This is a genomic window from Sphaerisporangium sp. NPDC051011 (assembly GCF_040653595.1).
In the GTDB taxonomy this organism is placed as follows: domain Bacteria; phylum Actinomycetota; class Actinomycetes; order Streptosporangiales; family Streptosporangiaceae; genus Sphaerisporangium.
In genome coordinates this window covers 828,991-852,746 of record NZ_JBFAGG010000001.1, presented here as the reverse complement: position 1 = coordinate 852,746, position 23,756 = coordinate 828,991, and the positions used below count along the sequence as shown (strand labels likewise).

The 23,756-nt window shown below is 72.1% G+C and carries 17 protein-coding genes and 1 pseudogene; 10 read left to right on the top strand and 8 right to left on the bottom strand.

All coding sequences use genetic code 11. The features are described from left to right. Positions 1–64: 64 nt before the first annotated feature. Both AB0H21_RS03735 and AB0H21_RS03730 read right to left on the bottom strand, forming a co-directional pair. Positions 65–1,660 carry a hypothetical protein gene (locus AB0H21_RS03735; RefSeq protein ID WP_358511386.1) on the bottom strand — a complete coding sequence of 532 codons (1,596 nt, stop codon included), beginning with the start codon at positions 1,658–1,660 and terminating at the stop codon, positions 65–67. A 216-nt stretch (positions 1,661–1,876) separates the two neighbouring features. Further along, a complete protein-coding gene (locus AB0H21_RS03730; protein WP_358511103.1) occupies positions 1,877–2,164 on the bottom strand; it encodes a hypothetical protein in 288 nt (95 codons plus the stop codon). Positions 2,165–2,662: 498 nt separating this feature from the next. Between AB0H21_RS03730 and AB0H21_RS03725 the strand changes: the two are divergent. The 3 genes and pseudogenes from AB0H21_RS03725 (at position 2,663) to AB0H21_RS03715 (ending at position 7,097) form a co-directional block, all read left to right on the top strand. Continuing rightward, positions 2,663–4,760, top strand: a pseudogene (locus AB0H21_RS03725) (SpoIIE family protein phosphatase). A gap of 235 nt (positions 4,761–4,995) precedes the next feature. Continuing rightward, positions 4,996–6,705, top strand: coding sequence for an RNA polymerase sigma factor (locus AB0H21_RS03720; protein WP_358511100.1), 1,710 nt, complete (start codon positions 4,996–4,998; stop codon positions 6,703–6,705). Between the two features lie 131 nt (positions 6,706–6,836). Next, a complete protein-coding gene (locus AB0H21_RS03715) occupies positions 6,837–7,097 on the top strand; it encodes a hypothetical protein (RefSeq protein WP_358511098.1) in 261 nt (86 codons plus the stop codon). Between the two features lie 6 nt (positions 7,098–7,103). Here the strand turns inward: AB0H21_RS03715 and yaaA are convergent, their stop codons facing one another. The 3 genes from yaaA to AB0H21_RS03700 form a co-directional block, all read right to left on the bottom strand. Then, a complete protein-coding gene (gene yaaA / locus AB0H21_RS03710; RefSeq protein ID WP_358511095.1) occupies positions 7,104–7,871 on the bottom strand; it encodes a peroxide stress protein YaaA in 768 nt (255 codons plus the stop codon). A gap of 134 nt (positions 7,872–8,005) precedes the next feature. Continuing rightward, the gene (locus AB0H21_RS03705; protein ID WP_358511092.1) at positions 8,006–8,746 is read right to left on the bottom strand and encodes a GNAT family N-acetyltransferase; all 741 of its coding nucleotides are present in this window, start codon (positions 8,744–8,746) and stop codon (positions 8,006–8,008) included. Between the two features lie 183 nt (positions 8,747–8,929). Then, positions 8,930–9,157 carry a hypothetical protein gene (locus AB0H21_RS03700; protein WP_358511089.1) on the bottom strand — a complete coding sequence of 76 codons (228 nt, stop codon included), beginning with the start codon at positions 9,155–9,157 and terminating at the stop codon, positions 8,930–8,932. Positions 9,158–9,401: 244 nt separating this feature from the next. On the opposite strand from AB0H21_RS03700, the gene AB0H21_RS03695 reads away from it, so the two are divergent. Continuing rightward, a complete protein-coding gene (locus AB0H21_RS03695) occupies positions 9,402–11,474 on the top strand; it encodes a DNA topoisomerase IV subunit B (protein ID WP_358511086.1) in 2,073 nt (690 codons plus the stop codon). A gap of 62 nt (positions 11,475–11,536) precedes the next feature. Here the strand turns inward: AB0H21_RS03695 and AB0H21_RS03690 are convergent, their stop codons facing one another. Continuing rightward, positions 11,537–12,046, bottom strand: a complete 510-nt coding sequence (locus tag AB0H21_RS03690) for a carbonic anhydrase (protein WP_358511083.1) — start codon at positions 12,044–12,046, stop codon at positions 11,537–11,539. Positions 12,047–12,176: 130 nt separating this feature from the next. On the opposite strand from AB0H21_RS03690, the gene AB0H21_RS03685 reads away from it, so the two are divergent. After that, entirely contained in the window at positions 12,177–12,506 is a 330-nt protein-coding gene (locus tag AB0H21_RS03685; protein WP_358511080.1) for a hypothetical protein, read from the top strand. A 206-nt stretch (positions 12,507–12,712) separates the two neighbouring features. On the opposite strand, the gene AB0H21_RS03680 is transcribed toward AB0H21_RS03685, so the two are convergent. Then, positions 12,713–15,208, bottom strand: a complete 2,496-nt coding sequence (locus AB0H21_RS03680) for a DNA topoisomerase IV subunit A (RefSeq protein ID WP_358511077.1) — start codon at positions 15,206–15,208, stop codon at positions 12,713–12,715. A gap of 184 nt (positions 15,209–15,392) precedes the next feature. On the opposite strand from AB0H21_RS03680, the gene AB0H21_RS03675 reads away from it, so the two are divergent. Next, the gene (locus tag AB0H21_RS03675; protein WP_358511076.1) at positions 15,393–17,645 is read left to right on the top strand and encodes a DEAD/DEAH box helicase; all 2,253 of its coding nucleotides are present in this window, start codon (positions 15,393–15,395) and stop codon (positions 17,643–17,645) included. Between the two features lie 93 nt (positions 17,646–17,738). After that, positions 17,739–18,179: a MarR family winged helix-turn-helix transcriptional regulator gene (locus AB0H21_RS03670; RefSeq protein WP_358511073.1), complete on the top strand. Its 441-nt coding sequence runs from the start codon at positions 17,739–17,741 to the stop codon at positions 18,177–18,179. Here AB0H21_RS03670 and AB0H21_RS03665 read toward each other — a convergent pair. Next, the gene (locus AB0H21_RS03665; protein WP_358511070.1) at positions 18,176–19,069 is read right to left on the bottom strand and encodes a sugar kinase; all 894 of its coding nucleotides are present in this window, start codon (positions 19,067–19,069) and stop codon (positions 18,176–18,178) included. The two genes, AB0H21_RS03670 and AB0H21_RS03665, sit on opposite strands and share 4 nt — an antisense overlap. A gap of 153 nt (positions 19,070–19,222) precedes the next feature. Here AB0H21_RS03665 and AB0H21_RS03660 point away from each other — a divergent pair, with 153 nt between their 5' ends. The 3 genes from AB0H21_RS03660 to AB0H21_RS03650 all read left to right on the top strand — a co-directional run bounded on the left by AB0H21_RS03660 (position 19,223) and on the right by AB0H21_RS03650 (position 23,726). Further along, on the top strand, positions 19,223–21,880 hold the full coding sequence (locus AB0H21_RS03660) for a GNAT family N-acetyltransferase (RefSeq protein WP_358511067.1): 2,658 nt from the start codon (positions 19,223–19,225) through the stop codon (positions 21,878–21,880). 185 nt (positions 21,881–22,065) lie between these two features. Beyond that, positions 22,066–22,656 (top strand): DUF5998 family protein, encoded by a 591-nt coding sequence (locus AB0H21_RS03655; protein ID WP_358511065.1) that lies wholly within the window; start codon positions 22,066–22,068, stop codon positions 22,654–22,656. Between the two features lie 239 nt (positions 22,657–22,895). Beyond that, positions 22,896–23,726 carry a sulfurtransferase gene (locus tag AB0H21_RS03650; RefSeq protein ID WP_358511062.1) on the top strand — a complete coding sequence of 277 codons (831 nt, stop codon included), beginning with the start codon at positions 22,896–22,898 and terminating at the stop codon, positions 23,724–23,726. Positions 23,727–23,756 lie beyond the last annotated feature (30 nt).

Here is a 23,756-nt window from a genome sequence, read left to right as displayed (position 1 = left end):
CCCCTCCAGGCCTGGCGGGCCGGCGCGGGCGCCTCGACGGCCCCGGTGATGATCCGCTTCGTCCTCAGGGCGTCGGCGGAGGCTCGTCGGGGATGTCGGCGATGTCGTCGAGCGCGGCGGCCAGCTCGTCCGGGTGGTCGCCGATGCGCTCGGCGATCTCCATGAGCACGTGCAGCACGTCGTGGCGGTCGTGGCCGAGGTCGAGCAGCCGCTGCGCGGCCTCCCACAGCTGCTCGGGATCGCCGTTCCACAGGCGGGTCGCGATCTCCTCGTGCCAGGCCAGGTGCTCGGCGAAGTCCGGCCGGTCGCGCTCGGCGGCGTGGTCGATCTCCAGCAGGACGCGCCGGTCGGCGTCCTCGGCCGGGTGCAGGGACGACAGGTCGATATCGCCGCGCGTGCCGTCCAGGAACGGGAAGGCGAACGCGCGCCGCGGCAGCGCGGACAGATCGCCGTCCGGCAGCAGTCTGCGCACGAGGGAGCGGTCCAGGCCGAACGTCGTCGGGTCGCGGTAGGCCTCGGTGAAGCGCCCCATCGCCTCGTAGACGGCGTCCAGCGTCGCCCTGAGCCCTTCGTCGGGCAGGCCGGTCTTCGGGGCCGCGAATCGCACCCAGGACAGCAGGACGTGCGGCATGGCGTCCTGCTCGGCCGGGTCCAGGAGCACCTTGCGGGGCAGCCAGTCCAGCAGGAACGTCTCGCACTTGGTCGGGCTGACCCGCAGCGGCCGGTTGAAGTCCTGGTCGCAGCCGTAGTCGATGATGTGGTCGGCGCACCGCGAGGCCGCCGAGGGGTCCGACAGGTGCTCGGCGGCGTCGGAGGCCAGGAACTCGGCCGCCAGCATCGCCCGCCGGTCGCGGCTGTACGGGGCCTCGCTGAGCAGAGGGGCGGGACGCTTGCGGCCCGGGGGCAGGGCCTTGATGCGGGCCCTGGCGAAGGCGTGGTAGGCGCTGTAGCTGTCGCTGACGACGTTGGTCGACCTGCGGCGGCCCAGGGTCTCGGCCGTGGCCTTCATCGCGAACTCCAGGAGCGCCCGCGCCTGCTGGGGCTCCAGCTCCTCGAAGCGCAGCATCGGGTTGCCCGCCGCCTCGATGCCGGCCTTCTCCAGCAGCGTGTCCACCTGGGAGGAGACCCAGGCGTCCCGGGCCATGCCCCGCATGTTGTAGTCGACGATCACCACCAGGGCGTGCGGATCCTCGGCCGGGCACTGCGGCGCCGCGCAGCCCTCGGCGTCCCGCTCGCCCTCGCCCGCGGCCTCCACGGCGCCCGGAGCCGTCCGTGGGACGCCGCGGTAGGCGAACGTGCACACCACCGTGTCCTGGTCGCCGTAGGCGTCCCTGGAGACGTAGCAGCCCTGCGGCTTGACCGCCCCGACGCGCTCGGCCCACCGCGGCCGGGCGACGTCCGACTCCATCAGCGCCAGCGCGGCGCCCTCGGCCTTGGCGGCCTGCCGGGCGGTGCCCAGATAGGCCACCGCGACCAGCAGCGTGAGCGCGGCGGGCGTGCCGGCCTTGGCGGCGTAGTCGACGAGGCCCTCGCCGAGGAACTCCTCGACGTCGCCCCGGCGCAGCCGCCGGCCCCACCAGGCGCCCAGCATGTCGGACACCATCAGCTCGGCGTCCAGCGGGCTGCGGACGGCCAGCAGTTCGCGCGCCGCCACGAGCATCTCGGCGAACACGTCGTCCGGCGGCGGGGTCCCCCTGGGGTCTCGGCGTCGTCGGCGGCTCACGCCCCTTACCTTCTCGCATTCCGGGCCCGAACGATGCACGGAACGCCGTGTGGTGACCCCGCTGTTACCCGAAGGCCCCGGTTACGGCTCTCCAGGGCCCAGGAGTGTCACCTCGGGGACTGATGCCCGTCACCCGCGGCCCTTTGCCCCGCGTTACCCGCGCGAGGCGATGAGCGGCGCCGAGCCGGCGACGGCGAGCAGGCGCTCGCGGGCGATGCGCTCCACGACGGTCGGGGTGGCGTCCACGCCGAGGTGCGCCGCGCACGCCCAGACGTCCTCCACGCACCGGTCCACCGTCTCGGCGGGGATGGTCACGAACTCGTGGGAAAGGCGTTCGCTCACATGCCCCGGCGGCCCGGACGCCCGGGACCGGATCTCGCGCGGTCCGGCGGGTCGCGACTCGGTGGCGGGTCCGGTCTGGCGCGTCGCAAGAGCAGGCATGGGCGGTTTCGCATCCTCCGGTGAGCCGGGGGGCATCCATCCCCCGGACCAGGCCTCTGAGGGAGCGTGCGTACTCATTCCATCCTGTATCACGCAGGTGTCAACCCCTTGCGCCGTAAGGGCTACCCGGCACATCCGGCACCATGGACCCCCTCATCGTGGGAAGCTGGTGCCCAGCGCGTCCGGACTTCGGGCGAGCCTCGTGCCGCCCGGCACGGAAACGGTACCGTTCGCTCGACGACGGCGGGGACGGCGGGAAGGTGGCGGCTTGATCGAGCTGGTGATCGCCCGGCGCGCGATGTGCCGGGGACCGAGAAAGTGGGCCGATCTCGCTGCGCACCGTGGCGCGTTTTTGACAGGATGCGTTGACCGCATCGCGGCCGGGGCTTCCGTCCGCGCGTGCCCATCACCGATGATGTAGTGCAGTTCTGCGCTACCAATCACAGTTATGGAGATGTGCCTCGTGGGAGACCCTGGCACGCGACGGAGGTGCCGACCATGAGCGCCGAAACCTCCGTGCCCCGTCCCCGGGAGTCGGGTGTGGACATCTCAGACCCCGCCCTACTGGAGGGCCTGCTCGCGGAGGCCCCGTTCGCCTTCGCGTTCTTCGACACGTCCACCAGGTTCCTGAGGGTCAACCAGAGCTTCGCCGACCTGAGCGGCGTCGCAGCCGAGGAGCACGCCGGGCGAACGGCCTCCGAGCTGCTCTCCGCCGATCTCTCCGCACTGGTCGACGGCGCCCTGCGCAGAGTCGTCGACGAGCACCGGGCCGTCTCGGGCGGCGACCAGCGCTATCGCGGCATGTCTCCCGCCGGCGAGCTGCGCCACTGGAACCTCTCGTTCTACCCCGTCCACGGCGACAAGGGCGCCGTCGTCGGGGTCGCCGTGTTCGGCGTGGACGTCACCGAGCGCCAGCTCACCGAGGAGGAACTGCGCCGCAGCGAGGAGCGCTACCGCTCGCTGGTCCAGTCCCAGCAGCAGCTCGTGTGGATCACCTTGCCCAACGGCGCCGTCGTCGAGGACGCCCCGGAGTGGCGCGCGATCACCGGCCAGAGCCTGGAGGAATACCTCGCCTACGGCTGGCTCGACGCCGTCCACCCCGATGACCGCCCGGCCGCCGACGAGGCGTGGCGCGAGGCCCTGCGCGGGCGCACGATGTTCGAGTGGAGCTACCGCGTCCGCACGCGGGCAAGCGGTTACCGCCACTTCGAGGTGCGCGCCGTCCCGATCATCCGGCTCGGCCGCGTGATCGAGTGGGTCGGCGCCAACAGCGACGTCACCCCGCAGCGCGAGGCCGAAGAGATGCGCGGCCGCCTGACCGACCAGCTCGGCGCCGCAGCCCTGCGCACCGCCCGGCTCCAGGGCGCCACCGCCATGCTGGCCGAGGCCCTGACGGTCGAGCAGGTCGTCCAGGTGATCATCGACGTCGCCCGCACCGCGCTGGCCGCCGACAGGTCGTCGGTGGCCCTGCTCGACACCGACCGCGCCGCCCTCAAACTGACCAACAGCGGTGGCCTCCCGGACGTGCCGTCCGACGGCGAGGAGATCCCGCTCTCGCAGACCAGCATCATGACCATGGCCGTCAACAGCCGCAGGCCGGTGTTCGCCGAGTCCCCCGAGAGCCTGAAGGCCCAGCTCGTCGAGGCCGGCGCCGACGAGGCCGTGATCGCCGGGTTCCTCGCCCACAGCGACGAGCGCGCCTGGGTCGGCCTGCCGCTGCTGGCGGCGGGGCGGGCGCTCGGGGCGCTGCGGTTCGCCTTCACCCGCCCGTACAAGATCTCCCAGGAGGACGGGGTGTTCCTGGAGGCCCTGGCGGGCCAGTGCGCGCTGGCCGTGGAGCGGGCCACCCTGTTCGAGCGCGAGCACCGCACGGCCGAGACGCTGCAGCGCAGCCTCCTGCCCGACCGCCTGCCGGTGATCCCCGGGCTGGTGCTGGCCCAGCGGTTCCGCTCGGGCAGCAGGCACGTCCAGGTCGGCGGCGACTGGTATGACGCCTTCGTCCTGCAGGACGCCCGGGTGGCGGCCGTCGTCGGCGATGTCATGGGCAAGGGCGTCAAGGCCGCTGCGGGCATGGGCCGCATCCGCAACGCCATGCGGGCCCTGGCGCTGACCAACCCGCCGCCCGCCGCCGTCCTGACCGGCCTTGACAGGGTTTTCGACGCGACCGAGGAAGAAGAGCAGGTCACCACCCTGGCCTACATGGTCGTCGAGCCCGGCACCGGCGAGGGCACCCTCGCGCTGGCCGGTCACCCGCCGCCCCTGCTGGTGTCGCCGCAGGGTACCGCGGTCCTGTCCGACGGAGAGCCCGGCACGCCGCTGGGCTGGCCCGCCGTCCGCAAGCAGTTCCGGTTCTGCGTCCCGCCGGGGCACACGGCCGTGCTCTACTCCGACGGCCTGGTCGAGAACCGCAAGCGCGGCCTGGACGCCGGGCTGGCGGAACTCTCGTCGGTCGTCGCCGAGGCACCCCCCCGAAGTCCTAGGAAATCCGCATATGTTGCTTGACTTCCTGGTGGACAGGATGCTGGCGGGGTATGAGCAGGACGATGACGTCACGGTGCTCGCCGTCCACGTGCCGGCCGCCACAAAGAGTGACTGAATGAAACAGTCATAAGGGTTGCTTTCGGGTATCGGTGACCCGCTTCCGTACGCACTACTGTTCCGGTCGGCCTAGGGTGGAAGGCAACCGCTGTGAGGCGGCCGTATGGACTGCGGGGTCATGCCACAATGCTGGGCAGGTACGTCGCGGTTCGCACGGCCCACCACGAAAGAAGCAAGCGCCCCTAGCGGGCACCTGGGTCCATTCTCACCATGCGTTCGTTCGAGAGGTGTTCGTGTCGCCTGCAAGTTCGACTCGCTCGAAGCCGTCTGAGCTGAACGAGCCCGTCATTCAGCGGCTCATCGAGCGTGGGCGCTCGCAGGGTTTCCTCGAGTCTGAGGATGTCCGCAAGGCCTTCGAGGAGGCGGACATCCCGATGTCGCACGCCGCTGTGTTCCTCCGGAACCTCAGCAAAGAGGGTGTGACCGTCGTGGTGACCGCTGCGGACTCGGCTGCGCCCAAGAGGTCGCGTGGCCCGGCCAAGCGTCGCACAGCCGCCCCCGTCAAGAAGACAAAGACCGCCACCACCGCGGCGGCCAAGGAGCAGCCCGATACCGTCACGGCCGTGGTGAGCGGTGCCGGGGACGAGGCAGCCGCGCCGGTCGAGAAGCCGGCCGCCAAGAAGCCCGTGGCCAGGAAGGCCGCGCCGGTGAAGAAGGCCGCGCCCGCCCCTGACGCTCCCGCCAAGGTCGCCACCCCTGCCGCCCTCGCCAAGAAGGCCAAGCCGGAGGTCGCCGTGCCCGCGTCGCCCACGCCCAAGATCGAAACCAAGCCCAAGGCCTCTTCCGAAGACGACGAGGACCTCGACATCGAGGGCGACATCGAGCTCGAGGACTTCGACCTCGATGTCGAGGCGGAGGCCGATGCCGACGCCGATGCCGAGGTCGAGCCCGAGATCGAGGCGGAAGCCGAGACCGAGGCCGAGGCCGAAGAGGAGCCGAAGCCGGGCGCCGAGGTCCAGAGCGACGACGAGGTCCTGATCCTCTCGGATGACGACGACGACGCCCCCGTGGCGCAGGTCGCCGCCGCCGGCGCCACCGCCGACCCGGTGAAGGACTACCTGAAGCAGATCGGCAAGGTCCCCCTGCTCAACGCCGAGCAGGAGGTCGAGCTGGCCAAGCGCATCGAGGCCGGCCTGTTCGCCGAGGAGCAGCTCGCCAACGATGGCGAGCGTCTTCCCGTCGACGTCCGCGCCGAGCTGGAGTGGATCGCCGAGGACGGCCGCCGCGCCAAGAACCACCTGCTGGAGGCCAACCTCCGCCTCGTGGTCTCGCTGGCCAAGCGCTACACCGGCCGCGGCATGCTCTTCCTGGACCTGATCCAGGAGGGCAACCTGGGCCTGATCCGCGCGGTCGAGAAGTTCGACTACACCAAGGGCTACAAGTTCTCGACCTACGCCACCTGGTGGATCCGCCAGGCGATCACCCGCGCCATGGCCGACCAGGCGCGGACGATCCGCATCCCGGTCCACATGGTCGAAGTGATCAACAAGCTGGCCCGCGTGCAGCGCCAGATGCTCCAGGACCTCGGCCGCGAGCCGACCCCTGAGGAGCTCGCGCGCGAGCTCGACATGACCCCGGAGAAGGTCGTCGAGGTCCAGAAGTACGGCCGGGAGCCGATCTCCCTGCACACCCCCCTCGGGGAGGAGGGCGACAGCGAGTTCGGCGACCTCATCGAGGACTCCGAGGCGATCGTCCCCGCCGACGCGGTCAGCTTCACGCTCCTGCAGGAGCAGCTCCACTCCGTTCTCGACACGCTGTCGGAGCGCGAGGCGGGCGTGGTGTCCATGCGGTTCGGCCTCACCGACGGCCAGCCCAAGACCCTGGACGAGATCGGCAAGGTCTACGGCGTGACGCGCGAGCGCATCCGCCAGATCGAGTCCAAGACCATGTCCAAGCTGCGCCACCCATCGCGCTCGCAGGTCCTGCGCGACTACCTCGACTGACGGGCGTTCCAGGCCCCCGCCGTCCCGCGGCGGGGGCCGACGCGCGTCCCCGTCCCGCACGGTCGTAAAACCTGTGTAATAAGCCGTTTAACGCGAGCGCGGGGGAGGGGTCGGCGCGCTCGCGCGTGTGGTTGTCCTACGAGGTTCAACGGGAGATCACCGCGGCGGCCGGGCGCTGGCATGGCGAGCGCGGGAGCCCCCACCCGAGGGCCGTCGAGGCGCACAACGTGTTCGGCGCGGCGTTCTACCTGGCCGACCTGCGCCGCCCGGCCCGCGGGCACCTGGCCCGCACCTACGGCCGGTTCGGCACCACGCCGTGGTCCTATCTGGGCGATCCCGGCAGGGAGTACCACAAGGCGTGTTCCCGGCTGAATGTGATCACGAACGGGTAACCGCCGTCACGCGGGGACGACGATGTCCAGCGTCCACGGCCTGCCGTCACGGGGGGCCGGGCCGAGCTCGGCGACATGGCCGAGATCGGCCAGAAGCGCGGCCAGCCGCTTCGGCGTGCGGGGGTTCTCCCCGGACTCCAGCAGCGACCGCGCGACGGCGCCGCGCGTGGCCTTGGCCATGTGGCTGACCACCGTGCGGGCTCCGCCGGCCTCCCGCAGCACGCGGACGGTCACGGCCCGCGAGCCCGGCTGCCACGCCTGCGCGTACGTCGAGGAACGCATGTCGATGATCACGCCCGTGGCCTGCTCGGCGAGCGCCTCGGTGAGGGGCTGCCGCCAGTAGGCCGCCAGCCCGCCCAGGGGCGGCAGCCGCACGCCCATGGACAGGCGATACGGCGGGACGCGGTCGGAGAGGCGCAGCACCCCCCACAGCCCCGAGAACACGATCACCGAACGCTGGGCCCTGCGCCGGGCGGCGGCGCTCAGCGCAGGCAGGGCCAGGTTGTCGTACAGCACGCCGGTGTAGAGATCGCCCGCGGTCAGCGTGGGCGCGGTGCGCAGGACCTGATTCCGCCGCAGCTCACCGGCCTGCCCCGGCGTCAGCCCCAGCACCGCCAGCGCCTCGTCCTCCGGCCCGTGGACCAGGGCGGTCAGCGCGTCCAGGGCCTTCTCCCGCGCGGACGTCAGCGCCGGGAAGCTCAGACGCCCCAGCGCGAGCTTCGGCCCGTCCCCTTCGGCGGCCTTCCCCTCGGACGGCGGCAACAGGATCAGCACGAGATCCGAGCTTATTGCGCCCTCCGGCGTGGGCGCGCCGGGCGCGGCCGGGGTGGATCACGGCGCGGTCGGGGGCGGCCAGGGAACGCAGGGGGGACCCCTGGGAACGGGGGCGTCGCGGCCCTCGGGGCGGCTCAGCGGACGCGGTAATGGTACGCGCCGGTAGGGGTGAAGCCGTGCCGGGTGTAGAGGGCGATGGCCGGCGCGTTGGAGGCGATCACGACCAGGTACGCGCGGACGGCTCCGCGCGCGCGGCCGTCGGCGGTCAGGGCGCGCAGGACGGCCCCGGCGAGCCCCCTCCGGCGGGCTTCCGGCAGCGTGGCCATGCAGTAGATCCCCAGCGTGTCGCCCTGGAGGACGGAACGACCCACGGCGAGCGTCCTGCCGTCCTGCCGGACCTCCGCGTACGTGGCGGGCACGCCGCGCAGGATGCGCGTGGCGGAGGCCGGCCCCTCGCCGTCGTAGCGTCCGTCCACCGCCCACCAGGCGGTGAGCCACTCCGGCGACGGTTCGCCGGACAGACCCACCTGGGCGGCCTTCTCGGAGGGCCCGTCCAGAGGGCCCTGCAGGGAGGCGGTCATGTACGTCGTGCGGTCGACCACGCGGTATCCGCGCGCCTCCAGACGCCCGTCCAGGCCCGGAAGCGCGCCGGGCCCCATGGAGAACACACACGGCAGCCCGCGCTCGGCGTAGAAGCGCTCAGCGGCGCGGATCGCCTGGTCGAGGTCCGCCGGCTCCCCGAGCGGGAGGACGGAGTTGGCCCGTTTGGTCACCCCGTCGGCGTGACGGAGAACCCAGCCGCCGATCGTGCGCTGATACGGCGCGGGCCAGGCCTGATGAACAAGAAGATCGAAATCGGGACTCGCCGCACTCACGGGCGGCAGCCTAGCCCCCGGCGTGACCGGGATCACGGCCGCGTGAGGCTCAGAGGCGCCCTCACGCCGCACATCAGGGGGATACGCGCAGCGGCTCGGGCGGGCCGATCAGAGGCGCCGCCGAGGCCGCCGCGTTCGCTGTATGAGGTTGTCCGTATGGGGGTCAGAGTGGTGGGCGGGTGCTCACCGCTCGTTGGTGTTCGAGGTCGGGGTCTCACTGAGGCGGGCCGACTCGTCCTGGATGTCGGCGCCCTTCTCACGGAGGGCCGAGATGTGCCGACGCCCGTGGTGGGCGCAGAACAGCAGCTCCCCGCCCATGGGGAGGGACGCGCGGATGTACGCCTGGGCGCCGCACCGGTCGCAACGGTCCACGGCGGTAAGCGGCTTGGTGGGGGCGAGAGCTCCAGTCACGTATCGCCTTTCGGGTCACCCCACTGACGTGGGGATTTGGCGTCAGTCACTTGGCTCAACATCTAACCCGATGCGGACGTTCCCAATCGCCTTCGGGATACGCCGAGAGCAGAATGTGTCGTTAGGTGATGGCAATGAACCTCCGGCTGCCGCGGAACCGCCTGATGGTGGCACTCTAGGCACGGAGGAACATCAAGAAGACGGTAGGCTACGCACACATGTTCGATGCTCGGTGGGAGTGGGAGTGACCGCAGTCAGCACGGAGACGGGCTACACCGCCCGTCACCTGTCGGTGCTGGAGGGCCTTGAGGCCGTCCGTAAGCGCCCCGGAATGTACATCGGGTCCACTGACAGCCGCGGCCTCATGCACTGCCTCTGGGAGATCGTGGACAACGCCGTCGACGAGGCCCTGGCCGGCTTCTGCACGCGCATCGAGGTCGAGCTGTTCGCCGACGGCTCCATCGAGGTCCGCGACGACGGGCGCGGCATCCCGGTCGACATCGAGCCCAAGAGCGGCCTGGCCGGCGTCGAGCTCGTCTACACCAAGCTCCACGCGGGCGGCAAGTTCGGCGGCGGGTCCTACGGCGCCTCCGGCGGCCTGCACGGCGTCGGCGCCTCGGTGGTCAACGCCCTGTCCGCCCGGCTGGACGTCGAGGTCGACCGCGACGGGCGGGTCCACGAGATCAGCTTCCGCCGGGGCGTGCCCGGCGTGTTCGACGGCGACGGGCCGACGGCCAAGTTCAAGAAGAAGTCCGGCCTGCGCGACGGCGGCGCCCTGCGCGCCCGCGTCACCGGCACCCGCGTCCGCTGGTGGCTCGACAAGCAGATCTTCCTGCCCGACGCCGAGGTCTCGCTGGACGAGCTGCACGTCCGCGCCCGGCAGACCGCGTTCCTGGTCCCCGGCCTGACGATCGCGGTGCGCGACAGCCGCCTGGAGCAGGTCGTCGAGGACGAGTTCCGCTTCGAGGGCGGCATCTCGGAGTTCACCGATTTCCTGGCCCGCGACGAGGCCGTCTGCGACGTCATGCGGCTGCAGGGCCTCGGTCACTTCCACGAGACCGTCCCGGTCCTGGACGAGCAGGGCCACATGACCTCCACCGAGGTCGAGCGCGAGCTCACGGTCGACGTCGCGGTCCGCTGGGGCAAGGGCTACGACACCACCGTCCGCTCGTTCGTCAACGTGATCGCCACCCCCAAGGGCGGCACCCACGTCAGCGGCTTCGAGCGCGCCCTGGTGCGCACGATCAACGAGCAGCTGCGCGAGACGCGCCTGCTCAAGAACGGCGACGACCCGGTCACCAAGGAGGACATCCTCGAGGGCCTCACCGCCGTGGCCACCGTGCGGGTGCCCGAGCCGCAGTTCGAGGGCCAGACCAAGGAGGTCCTGGGCACCTCCGCGGCCACCCGCATCGTCGCCCACGTCGTGTCGCGCGAGCTCAAGCAGCTCTTCGCGAGCACCAAGCGGGCCCACAAGCTGCAGCTCCGCGCCGTCCTGGAGAAGATCGTCGCGGCGGCCAAGGCCCGCATCGCGGCCCGTGAGCACCGTGACAACCAGCGCCGCAAGAGCGCCCTGGAGAATTCCGCCCTGCCGGCCAAGCTGGTCGACTGCCGCAGCGACGACGTCGACCGCAGCGAGCTGTTCATCGTCGAGGGCGACTCGGCGCTCGGCACGGCCCGCGCGGCGCGCGACTCGGAGTTCCAGGCCCTGCTGCCGATCCGCGGCAAGATCCTCAACGTGCAGAAGGCCTCCGTGGCCGACATGCTGAAGAACGCCGAGTGCGCCGCGATCATCCAGGTCATCGGCGCGGGCTCGGGCCGCGGCTTCGACCTGGACGCCGCGCGGTACGGCAAGGTCATCCTGATGGCCGACGCCGACGTCGACGGCGCGCACATCCGCTGCCTGCTGCTCACGCTGTTCCACCGCTACATGCGGCCCATGATCGAGGCGGGGCGCGTGTTCGCCGCAGTCCCGCCGCTGCACCGCATCGAGGTCACCAACCCGGGCCGCGGCAAGGACAAGTACATCTACACCTATTCCGACGCCGAGCTGCTCAAGGTCCTGCGCGACCTCGAGCGCCGAGGCAAGCGCTGGAAGGACCCGATCCAGCGCTACAAGGGCCTCGGTGAGATGGACGCCGACCAGCTCGCCGAGACCACGATGGAGCCGCGCCACCGCACGCTGCGGCGCGTCCGCATCGAGGACGCCGAGACGGCCGAGCAGATCTTCGCGCTGCTGATGGGCAGCGACGTCGCCCCGCGCCGCGAGTTCATCGTCGGCAGCGCGGCGGAGGTCGACCGCGACGCGATCGACGCCTGACGGGCCCCGGACGCGGTCGCGTCCGGGCCCCCGTTCACCTGGCCGTGGTAAGCGGCCCGCCGTCACAGCTCGACGGGCATGAGCTTGCCGGTGTGCACGTCGTACACCGCGCCGCCGATGTTCAGCCGGTCCGGCAGGTACGGATAGGTGCGGATGCGGACGAGGTCGCGGCGCAGGGCCGCGTCCTGGTTGGCCACGGTGTGGAACTCCAGGCTCCGCGTGTCGATCCCGTACTCCCGGCTGATCAGCTCGTGGACGTCCTCGTCGGTGGCCTTCGCCATCCGGCAGTCGGTGTGGGGCATCACGAGGACGCGGTCCACGTTGAGCAGGTAGACCGCGAGGATCAGCGTGCGCAGCACGTCGTCGGTGACCCGCGCCCCGGCGTTGCGCAGGATCTTGGCGTCCCCGGGCTTGAGGCCGAGCAACTTCAGCGGGTCGATTCGAGAATCCATGCACGTGACCACGGCCAGGCCGCGCGCCGCGCGCCCGCTCAGGCCGGAGTACTCGAAGGTCCGTGAGAAGTCCTCGTTAGCGGTCAGCAGATCGTCGAAGGCTCCCGTCATGTTGTTCATATTCCCTTACGCCCCTTTCGTCAGTACACGGAGGGTGGACGTAATGGGCTTCGTAAAGAGCCCGCGATCCGGCGTCACCGTTGGTGATGATTGCCTTACTGTGTGTGGACGATCGTGGAGAGGGTTCAGGGTGGGGACGACGGATTCGCTCGCCGGCTATCTACGCGGCCGGGCCAGGTGGCGGCTCGACCGGGTCCAGAGCGCCGACGGCGGCTGGAACGCGCGCTGCGCCTTGGCGCTGCTCGACGCCGCCTCCTATGCCGAGTCCCTCCCGGACGACGATCCACTGATCGCCGCGCTGAAGGACGCCGGCTGCTTCGGCCAGTACGGGGTCGGCGACTTCGAGCCGGGCGAGGCGGTCGCCAAGCTCATCGACTTCTGGGACTCGGGGGAGCCGTGGGAGCTGCTCACCGCGATCCCGCTCGTGGCGCGCGGCGGCTCGGTCCCCACCAGGGGCTGACCCCGGCCGCCGTCGTGGCGTCGGACCGGCCGCGGCCTCTGACCGGCCGCGACCCTTGATCGTCCGGGATCCCTGACGCTCGGCGATCCCAGGCCGACGGGGACCTCTGAGCGTCGCGGGGTCCCGTGATCGGCGCGGGCCCGCGAGGGCGTGACGCCGCTCGGCAAGGCCCCTCGCGACGTGGCCCTCTCGGACGTGGCCCCTCGCTACTCCTCGTCCGGGACCTCGGGCGGGGCGGCGGCCTCGATCGCGCCGCCGCCGAGCGCCCCGCCGAGCGCGGCGATGTCGGAGGTCACGTGAACGCCCGAGCCGTCACGGCGTCCGAGCTCGGCCGGCAGCGTGATCGGTTTGCCCGTGGAGGTCACGGCCTTGACCGGCGCGGGGCCGGCCCACGCGAGCACCAGCAGGTCTTCGCCCTTGAGGAAGCGCTGCGCGCGGACGCCTCCGGTGGCCCGGCCCTTGGGCGGGAAGTCGGCGTAGTCGGACACCTTGCCGCCGCCGACCTCGGTGCCCGGCAGGGCGGTGGCCGAGCCGGCGATCGTCACGACCCGGGACTCGACGGCCGGGTCGACCGCGCCGAACCAGATGACCTTGGCGCCGTCGTTCAGCCGGATGCCGGCCATGCCGCCGGCGGGACGCCCCTGGGGCCGCACCGAGGAGGCGGGGTAGCGCAGGACCTGTGCGTCCGAGGAGATGAACACCAGGTCGTGGTCTTCGGAGGTCAGCTCGACGGCCCCGACCACGCTGTCGCCGGGTTTCAGGCCGATGACCTCGAAGTCGTCGCGGTTCACCGGATACTCGGGCACGACCCGTTTGACGGCGCCCTGGGCGGTGCCGAGCGCGAGGCCGAGCCCCTCCGGATCGAGCGAGCCGAGGCCCACGACGACCTCGCCGGCGTTCAGCGTCACGTACTCGCTGACCGGGTGGCCGCCCGACAGGGACGGCGGGTTCGCGGTGGGCGGCAGCGTGGGCAGATCGAGGACCGAGACCCGGATCACCCGCCCGGCGGAGGTCACCACGCCGACCTCGCCCCGCACCGTCGACCGCACCACCGCCACCAGAACGTCGTGCGCCGAGCGCTCGTCGCCCGAGCCGAGCGGCGAGGCGTCGCCCGTGCGGGCGAGCAGGCCCGTCGAGGACAGCAGCACCAGGCACGGGTCGTCGGCGACCTCCAGCGGGATGGCCCCGGCCGTCACCGCGGCGCCGTCCTCCAGCAGGACCGTGCGGCGCGGCGTGCCGTAGGTCTTGGCGACGTCGGCGAGCTCGCCGGACACGACCCGGCGCAGTTTGTCCTCCGACGAGAGGATGGCGGTGAGCTCGGCGATCTCGTCGTTCAGCGTCTGGCGCTCGCGTTCGAGCTCCAGCTTGTCGTACTTGGTCAGACGGCGCAGCGGCGTGTCGAGGATGTAGACGGCCTGGGTCTCCGACAGCTCGAAGACCTGCATCAGGCGGGTGCGCGCTTCGGCGGAGTCCTCCGAGGAGCGGATGACCTCGATGACCTCGTCGATGTTGAGCAGCGCGACGATCAGGCCGTCGACCAGGTGGAGCCGTTCCTCGCGCTTGCGGCGGCGGTAGGCGGAGCGGCGGCGCACGACGTCGACGCGGTGGTCGACGTAGACCTGGAGCAGCTCGCGCAGGCCGAGCGTGCGGGGCTGGCCGTCGACCAGCGCCACGTTGTTGATCCCGAAGGTCTCCTCCATCGGGGTCAGGCGGTACAGCTCGGCCAGCACGGCCTCGGGGTGGAAGCCGTTCTTGACCTCGATGACCAGGCGCAGGCCCTTGTGCCGGTCGGTGAGGTCCTTCAGGTCGGAGATGCCGGACAGCCTCTTGGCGGTCACGAGCTCCTTGATCTTGGTGATCACGCGCTCGGGGCCCACGTTGAAGGGCAGCTCGGTGACCACGATGCCCTTGCGGCGGGGGGTGACCTGCTCGATCGTGGCCCTCGCGCGCATGCGGAACGTGCCGCGCCCGGTCTCGTAGGCGTCCCGCACGCCCGAGAGGCCGATGATCGAGCCGCCGGTGGGGAGGTCGGGGCCGGGCACGAACCGCATGAGCTCGTCCAGCGAGGCGTCCGGGTTCTTGATCAGGTGCCGCGCGGCCGCGATGACCTCGACGAGGTTGTGCGGCGCCATGTTGGTCGCCATGCCGACCGCGATGCCCGCGGCGCCGTTCACCAGCAGGTTGGGGAAGGCGCTCGGCAGGACCGTCGGCTCGGTCTCCTGACCGTCGTAGTTCGGCTTGAAGTCGACGGTCTCCTCGTCGATGGACTGCACCATCAGCATGGCCGTCGGCGCCAGCCGCGCCTCGGTGTACCGCATCGCGGCGGGCAGGTCGTCGGGGGAGCCGAAGTTCCCGTGGCCGTCCACCAGCGGCAGCCGCATCGAGAACGGCTGCGCCATGCGCACCAGCGCGTCGTAGATCGCGGTGTCGCCGTGCGGGTGGAGCTTGCCCATCACGTCACCGACGACGCGCGAGGACTTCACATGCCCGCGGTCGGGCCGCAGGCCCATCTCGCTCATCGAGTACAGGATGCGGCGCTGGACCGGCTTCAGACCGTCGCGCGCGTCGGGGAGCGCGCGCTGGTAGATCACCGAATAGGCGTACTCAAGGAAGCTCGTGCGCATCTCGGTCGACACGTCGATGTCGACGATGCGCTCCTCGAAGTCGTCTTCCAGCGGGGGTGTGGTGGTGCGTCGGGCCATATCGAACATTGTGCCGAAGGTTCAAGGTGCTCCGCGACTCGAAGACCTTTTACGCCCTTACGGTCACGCGCGCCCGCTGTGGCGCCTGTCCTGGCGGGGCGGCCCGGCTGTGGACGGGCGGAAGTTATCCACAGCCGGGCGCCGGCGTCCGCGAACCGTCGCCCGGACCTGATACCAAGGAGCCATGCGTGACGAGAGCGGCCTGCGGGCCGAGGCGGAACAGCGGCTGCGGTCCCTCGCCGGTGACGGGGCCCGGCTGCGCGACGACCAGTGGTCGGCCATCCGGGCGCTGGTCGTCGAGCGGCGGCGCGCCCTGGTCGTGCAGCGCACCGGCTGGGGCAAGTCGGCGGTGTACTTCATCGCCACCGCCCTCCTGCGGGCGCGGGGCGCGGGCCCCACGGTCATCGTCTCGCCGCTGCTCGCGCTGATGCGCAACCAGATCGCCGCCGCGGCCCGTGCCGGGGTGCACGCCGCCACGATCAACTCCGCCAATGCGGACGAGTGGCATCTCATCCACGCCGAGGTCGAGCGCGGCGAGGTCGACGTCCTGCTGGTCAGCCCGGAGCGACTCAACAACCCCGACTTCCGCGACCTGGTCCTGCCCAAGCTGGCGGCGAGCGCCGGGCTGGTGGTCGTCGACGAGGCCCACTGCATCTCCGACTGGGGCCACGACTTCCGGCCTGACTACCGCAGGCTGCGCAGCCTGCTCGCCGGCCTGCCGCCCGGCGTGCCCGTCCTCGCCACCACGGCGACGGCCAACGCCCGCGTCACCCACGACATCGCCGAGCAACTCGGCCACGTCCCCTCTCCCGCGGCGGGGCTCGGGCAGTCGCCGGACGCCGACCGAGCGGGGAGACCGGGCGGCGATCCGGGGACGTCGGGCGGCGACCGGCCATCGGCGTCCGGCGGCGACGTCCCGCGGAGCGGTTTCGGTGACACGCTCGTGTTGCGGGGGCCGCTCGAACGCGACAGCCTGCGTCTCGCCGTCGTCCGCCATCCGACCGCCGAGCGCAGGCTGGCCTGGCTCGCCGAGGCGCTGCGCGACCTGCCCGGCTCCGGCATCGTCTACACGCTCACCGTCGCCGCCGCGCAGGAGGTCGCGGCGTACCTGCGCGACCAGGGCCACGAGGTGGCCGCCTATTCGGGCCAGACCGAGCAGGCCGACCGCCTCGCCGCCGAGCAGGCCCTGCTCGACAACCGGCTGAAGGCGCTGGTCGCGACCTCCGCGCTGGGCATGGGCTTCGACAAGCCCGATCTCGGCTTCGTGATCCACCTCGGCGCCCCCGCGTCTCCGGTGGCGTACTACCAGCAGATCGGCCGGGCGGGCCGCGGCGTCGAGCGTGCCGAGGTCATCCTGCTTCCCGGCCCCGAAGACCGCGACATCTGGGCGTACTTCGCGTCGCTGGCGTTTCCCCCCGAGTCCGTGGTGTGGACGACGCTCCGCGTCCTGGCCGAAGAGGGCACGATGTCCACGGCCGCGCTGGAGACGCGCGTCGACCTCGGCCGTGCCCGGCTGGAGACGATGCTCAAGGTCCTCGACGTCGACGGCGCGGTCGAGCGGGTCAAGGGCGGCTGGCGCTCCACCGGCCGCCCGTGGCGGTACGACGAGGGCAGGTACGCCCGGGTCGCGGCCGAGCGCGCCGCCGAGCAGCGCGCCATGCTCGACTACATCGCCACCGACCGGTGCCGCGAGGAGTTCCTGCGGCGCCATCTCGACGACGAGACGGCCCGGCCCTGCGGGCGCTGCGACAACTGCACGGGGGCGCACCCCTCGGCGGACATCCCTGCCGAGGCCGTGGGCCGGGCGCGCGAGCGGCTTCAACGTCCCGGGGTGGACGTCGAGCCCCGGCGGCAGTGGCCCGTCGGGCTGAAGGAGCTCGGCCTGTCCGGGCGCGTCCGCCCCGAGATCGCCGCAGAGCCCGGGCGTGCGCTCGGGCGGCTCACCGACATCGGCTGGGGCACCATGCTGAGACGGCTGCTGGCGGAGGGCGCCCCCGACGGGCCCGTGCCCGGCGAGGTCTTCGACGCCGTGGTCAAGGTGCTGTCCGCCTGGGCGTGGGCGCGACGCCCGGTGTCGGTGGTCACCCTTCCCTCGGTCGCCCGCCCGATCTTGATCACCAGCCTGGGCGAACGGCTGGCCGCCGTCGGCAGGCTCGACTACCTGGGCTCTCTCACCTACACCGCCGGCCCGCCCGGCCGCCAGCACAACAGCGCCCAGCGCGTCCGCGCCCTCGAACACACCCTGGCGGTCGCGGACGATGACCCGTCCGACGCCCGGGGCCTCTTACCGGCGGCGCGGGCCCGGCTGTCCGCCGGTCCGGTCCTGCTGGTCGACGACCGCATCGACACCGGCTGGACCATGACCATGGCCACGGCCCTCCTCCGCCGCTCCGGCGCCCCTGCCGTGCTCCCCCTCGCCCTGGCCGTCACAAGCTGAGGTCCACCGACCAGCTGTCCACCATTGTTTCGAATCTCGAAGCATCAACGTAGCATGATCCTTCGATACTTGAAACGTCGATAGAATGGCGGCATGGCCACGCCCGAGCTCATCGCGGTGGTCGCCGCGACCCACGACATCTGGATGCGGACCAACGCCCTGATCGTGCAGGCGCTGGCCGGGCACCAACTGACATCGGCGACGTTCCAGGCGCTGTGGGCCATCGACCCGGCCGAGCCGCCACCCTCGATGAAGGTGATGACCGAGCGCTTGTACTGCAACGCCCCGAACCTGACCTTCATCACCAACCAGCTCGCCGACCGGGGCCTGGTGGAGCGCGCCGTGGACCCGGCCGACCGCCGCTCCCGCGTCCTGGTCCTGACCGCCAAGGGCCGCCGGGTCCGCGACGAGCTGGTCCGGACGGCGCTGGAGAAGACCCCGCTGGCGGTGCTGACCGACAGCGAACTGCGGCAGCTCATGGCCCTGCTGAACCGCGCCGTCCGAACCGGAGGTGGCAGCGGGGGAGGGAGTTAGAGGCGGGGGCGGGCGCCGAGGTTGGCTATGGCGCGGGCGGCGAGGGCGTTGCCGGCGGCGAGGGCGTCGGCGGGCTGCTTGCCCTCGAGCCACGGCTGGAGGAAGCCCGCGGCGAACGCGTCCCCGGCACCGGTGCCGTCGACCACGCGCTCGATGTGCTCGGCGGGCGCCCGGACGGGCTCGGCGCGGTTGTTGGTGTACCACAGCGAGCCTTCGGCCCCGAGCTTGATCACGACCTGGGGGAACCATGCCGTGAGCACCTTGGCGGCGGAGGCGGGGTCGTCACGGCCGGTGAGCACCTTGGCCTGGGCCTCGTTGGCGAACAACAGCTTGGCGCTGTGGGTCCACTCCAGGAACGGCTCGGCGCCGGTGCGCTCCAGCGGCGCGGCGGATGCGCAGTCCACGGAGATCGACATGCCCGCCCGGCGCGCGTGGTCGAGCGCGGCGAGGCCGGCCTCGCGCGAGCCCTCGTTCAGCAGCGTGTACCCGGAGATGTGGAGGTGGCCGCCCTGATGGAACAGGTCGCGCGGAAGGTCCTCGGGAGACAGGGCGGCGTTGGCGCCGGGGTCGGACAGCAGCGTGCGCTCGCCCTTGTGCGTGACCAGCACGACGCAGGTGCCGGTGGGGCGCTCGGGATCCATGACGAGCCGGGCGTCCACGCCGTAGCCCATGAGCTCCATGTCGCGGTTGCGGCCGGTGATGTCGGCGCCTCTGCGGCCGACGAAGGCCACCTCCGCGCCCTCGACGGCCAGCCAGGATGCGACGTTGGCCCCAGAGCCGCCACCGTGCATGGTGACGACGGCAGGAGTGTCGCTCGCCCTGGCGAGAGGGTAGCGGGCACGTGCGACCGCATCGGTCATCAGATCGCCCACCACGACAACCCGCGTCATGATGTCACCACCTTGTTGGCACTACAGGAGGCTGCTGACAGAAAACCTAACAGCTTCAAGCGGGGGCGTGGGGCATACAGCGGACACCCGGACATAGTCGATGCACAAGCGTTGCCCAACAAACCAGACACGAGCGCCCTTACGCTCAGGTCTGTGGAACCTCCTTACCCCGCCCACTGGGAGGCCGACGTCGTCCTGGCGGACGGGGGCACGGCGCATCTGCGGCCGATCCGCCCGCAGGACGCGGGCATCCTCCGCGCGTTCTACTCCCGGCTCTCCGACCAGTCGATCTACTTCCGTTTCTTCGGCCCCCACCCGCGGCTCTCGGACCGCGAGGTGACCTGGTTCACCACCGTCGACTACGTCGACCGGGTCGCGCTGATCGCGACGCTCGGCACGGAGATGGTGGCCGTCGTCCGGTTCGACCGCATGAACGACACCGACGACACCGACGACGCCGGCGACACCGACAGCGCCGAGGTGGCGTTCCTGGTCGAGGACGCCCACCAGGGCAGGGGAGTGGCGTCGGTGCTGATGGAGCACCTGCGCGCGGCGGCCAGGGAGCGCGGCATCAAGCACTTCGTGGCCGACGTGCTGCCGAACAACGCGCGCATGACGGCGTTCTTCCGCCAGGCCGGGTACACCGCCCAGAGCCAGTTCGAGGACGGCGTCGTGCGCATGACCTTGGACCTGGCGGCGACGGAGACCTCGCGCGAGGTCACGATGGCCCGCGAGCACCGCGCCGAGGCCCGGTCGATCGAGCGGCTGCTGAGCCCCACGTCGGTCGTGGTGGTGGGCGCGGGCCGCGAGGCGGGCGGCGTCGGGCAGACCGTTCTGCGCAACCTGCTGGCCGCCGACTTCAACGGTCCCGTGTACCCCGTCCACCGCGAGGTACGGGCGGTGGCGGGCGTCCGCGCGTACAAGAGCGTCTCGGCGATCGACGGGGACGTGGATCTCGCCGTGGTCGCCGTTCCCGCGGACGCCGTCCTGGACGTGGTCGAGGAATGCGCGCGGAAGGGCGTCAAGGGCCTGGTCGTCGTCTCGTCCGGTTTCGGGGAGACGGGCGCGGAAGGGCGCACCCGCCAGGACCGGTTGGTGCGCATCGCCCGCTCGTACGGGCTTCGCGTGGTGGGCCCCAACTGCCTCGGCATCGCCAACACCGACCCGCGGGTGCGCCTCAACGCCACTCTGGCGGCCCGTCTGCCGGGCAGGGGCCGGGTGGGGTTCTTCAGCCAGTCGGGCGCGCTCGGTACCGCGCTGCTCCAGCGGGTGGCCCAGCGCGGCATGGGCATCTCGACCTTCGTGTCGGCGGGGAACCGGGCGGACGTGTCCGGCAACGACCTGCTGCAGTACTGGCAGGAGGACGAGGCCACCGACGTGGTCCTGCTCTACCTGGAGTCGCTGGGCAACCCGCGCAAGTTCGCCCGTCTCGCCCGGCGCACGGCGCGGAAGAAGCCCGTCGTGGTGGTCAAGAGCGGCGGGACCACGCGCGGGGTCCCCGTGGGGCACTCCGCGCCCGTCCTGCGCCTGCCGGACGTCGCGATCAGCGCCCTGTTCGAGCAGGCGGGGGTGATCCGCGTGGACGACCTGGCGCAGTTGTTCGACGTGGCCCAGCTCCTCGCCTACCAGCCGCTGCCCGCGGGGCCGAGGGTGGGCGTGGTGAGCAACTCCGACGCGCTGGCGCTGCTGGCGGTGGACGCCTGCGTGGCGGCGGGCCTGGAGCCGTGCCCGCCCGCCAACCTCGGGGCGGGGGCCGGAGCGGGGGAGTACCGCGAGGCGCTGGCCGCCATGGACGACAGGGTGGACGCCGTCGTCGCGATCTACATGCCGCCCGTCCCGGGCAACGCGGCCGAGGTCGCCGCCGAGCTGGTCCGGGTGGCCGGTGAGACGGGGAAGCCGGTGCTGGCCACTTTCGAGGGCCGCATGGGCATGCCGGACGAGCTGCGCGTCCCGGGCGAGGGCGGCGATCCGGGCAAGGGGTCCATCCCTTCCTATCCCGCCGCCGAGGAGGCCGTACGGGCGCTGGCCCACGTGGTCCGGTACGCGGCCTGGCGCGACCGGCCCCAGGGCGCCACCCCGTCCCTGGACGACGTCGACACCGAGGGCGCCAGGGCGCTGGTGGAGGACGTCCTCGCGGGCGGCGGGCCCGGGGAGATCGACGCCACGGGCCTGCTCGCCGAGTACGGGCTGGAGGTCTGGCCCGCGGAGCCCGTCCACTCCGCCGAGGAGGCGGTCGCGGCGGCCGAGCGGCTCGGCTGGCCGGTCGTCGTCCGCTCGGCCGACCCCGAGGTGGTCCACCGCGCGGGGACGGTGTGGCTCGGCCTGTCGGATCCGGGCGGGGTGCGGCGCGCGTACGACGACCTGACGGCCCGGCTGGGGCCGCGGGTGACGCTGTCGGTCCAGCGGATGGCGCCCCAGCCCGCCGTGCGGACGATGGTGCGGGTGGTGGACGACCCGCACTTCGGGGCCGTGGTGTCGTTCGGGCTCGGAGAGATCACCGCGCGGCTCCTCGGCGACGATGCGTTCCGGATGGCGCCCCTCACCGCCGAGGACGCCGCCGGGCTCGTGCGGTCGCTACGGGCCGCGCCGCTGCTGTTCGGGGGGTACGGGTACCCGCCGGTCGCGGTCGGGGCGCTGGAGGACCTGCTGGTCCGCGTGGGTCGCCTGGCGGACGAGCTGCCCGAGCTGGCGCGGCTGGATCTCGACCCGGTCCTGGTCGGCGAGGGCGGCGTGAGCGTCCTCGGCGCCCGCGCCGTCATCCGCGACGCGGTCGGCCCCCGCCCGGACAGGGGCCCGCGCCGCCTGCGCTGACCCGGCCCCCGCACCAAGAGGCCGACGGGACGGTCCGGGGCGTATGAGCGCGTGAGTGCCACGTGAGGCTGGGGGATATTTCCGGAAATAAGCGTTGCGCCGTCGATGGCCCCTCTTCCCCGGTTGCCCTCAGGGCGGACGCCTGTGAGGTGAAACACCACGCCGAGACAGGGCAGGATGGACCCATGAGGGAAACCCGAGTCTCGGCCGCTGGTCTGCGCGAGGCCATCGAACGCAGCGGCTACTACCCCGATCTCGTGGCCGACGCGGCGGAGTCCGCACTGGGCAAAGAGCAGGTGACGGCGTTCGTCGTCCACCACGAGGCCACGTTCGACCCGGCGATGGAAGTCCGCCGTCACGTCACCGTGGTGATCCTCTCACCTACCCGGCTCCTGGTGTGCCACACCGACGAGCACCCGCCCGCCGACGGCATGCCCACCTCGCACGCCTCCACCACCACCGAGGCCGTGCGCCTCAGCCGTGTCCAGTCCGTGGCGGTCACCCGCGTGGTGCCGGACCCCGCGTCGTACGTGCCGGGAGTTCCTCCCAGCGAGGTCACGCTCACGATCGGCTGGGGGGCCATCTCCCACGTCGACCTGGAACCCGCCACCTGCGGAGACGAGAACTGCGAAGCCGACCACGGTTACACCGGCGCCATCACCGCCGACGACCTGTCCCTGCGGGTGAGCGACGCCGCCGACGGCCCCGAGGCCGTGAGCAACGTTCTGGCCTTCGCCAAGGCCCTGTCCGAGGCCACCGCCCGCACCGCGGGCTGAGCCGTCCGTGCCGGCGCGGTCCCGGAGCACCGCGCCGGCACAGCGCTCTTCTGCGAAGCCGCGTGCCGGAGCGTTCCTCCGCGAAGCCGCGTGCCGGGGCGGGCCGGTCGCCACGGCCGCTCCGGCCCTCCCGGCCTCTCGCCCGAGTGCGAGACTGATGGGCGTCCATCGAGAGTCGTCCGCGGAGCGCCGTGGCCGGTACGGCCGCGGGAGGCCCGCGAAACCATAGGGGGTTGCGCATGGCTGGGAACGCGGAGGCACCCACGAGCCCGCTGATCGGTCCTGAGGGCCTCGGTGAGGGGATCATCCTCGACGTCAGGTGGCGGCTCGCCGGCCCGCCCGGCATCGAGTCGTACCGGGAGGGGCACATTCCCGGCGCCGTGTTCTGCGATCTCGATCAGGATCTCGCCGCGCCGCCTGGGGCCGGCGGCCGGCACCCGCTGCCCGGCGCCGAAGCCTTCCAGGCCGCGATGCGGCGGCTCGGCGTGTCGGATTCGGTCCCGGTGGTCGTGTACGACGACGCCGACTCCACCGCCGCGGCCCGCGCCTGGTGGGTGCTGCGCTACTACGGGCACCCCGACGTCCGCGTGCTCGACGGCGGGTACCGCCGGTGGGTGGCGGAGGGCTTCCCGGTGACCACCGACGTGCCCACGCCCGCGCCCGGCGACTTCACGGCCCGGCCCGGCGGCATGCCGATCTTGGACGCCACCGGTGCGGGGGCTCTCGCCGAGGAAGGCGTGCTGCTCGACGCGCGGGCGGGCGAGCGCTACCGGGGCGAGGTCGAGGCGGTCGACCCGGTCGCTGGGCACATTCCGGGCGCGGTCAGCGCGCCCACCGGCGAGAACGTCGACCCGTCCTCGGGCCGGTTCCACCCCGCCGAGTTCCTCAGGGAGCGTTTCATCTCGCTCGGGGCGGTTCCCGAGGTGCCGGTGGGCGCGTACTGCGGCTCCGGCGTGACCGCCGCCCACGAGGTCCTGGCCCTGGAACTCGCGGGCATCCACGCCGCCCTCTACGTCGGCTCGTGGTCCAACTGGATCACCGACTCCTCCCGCCCGGTCGCCAAGGGGTAGGACGCCCGATTCGCCGGAAGCGCCTGGTGA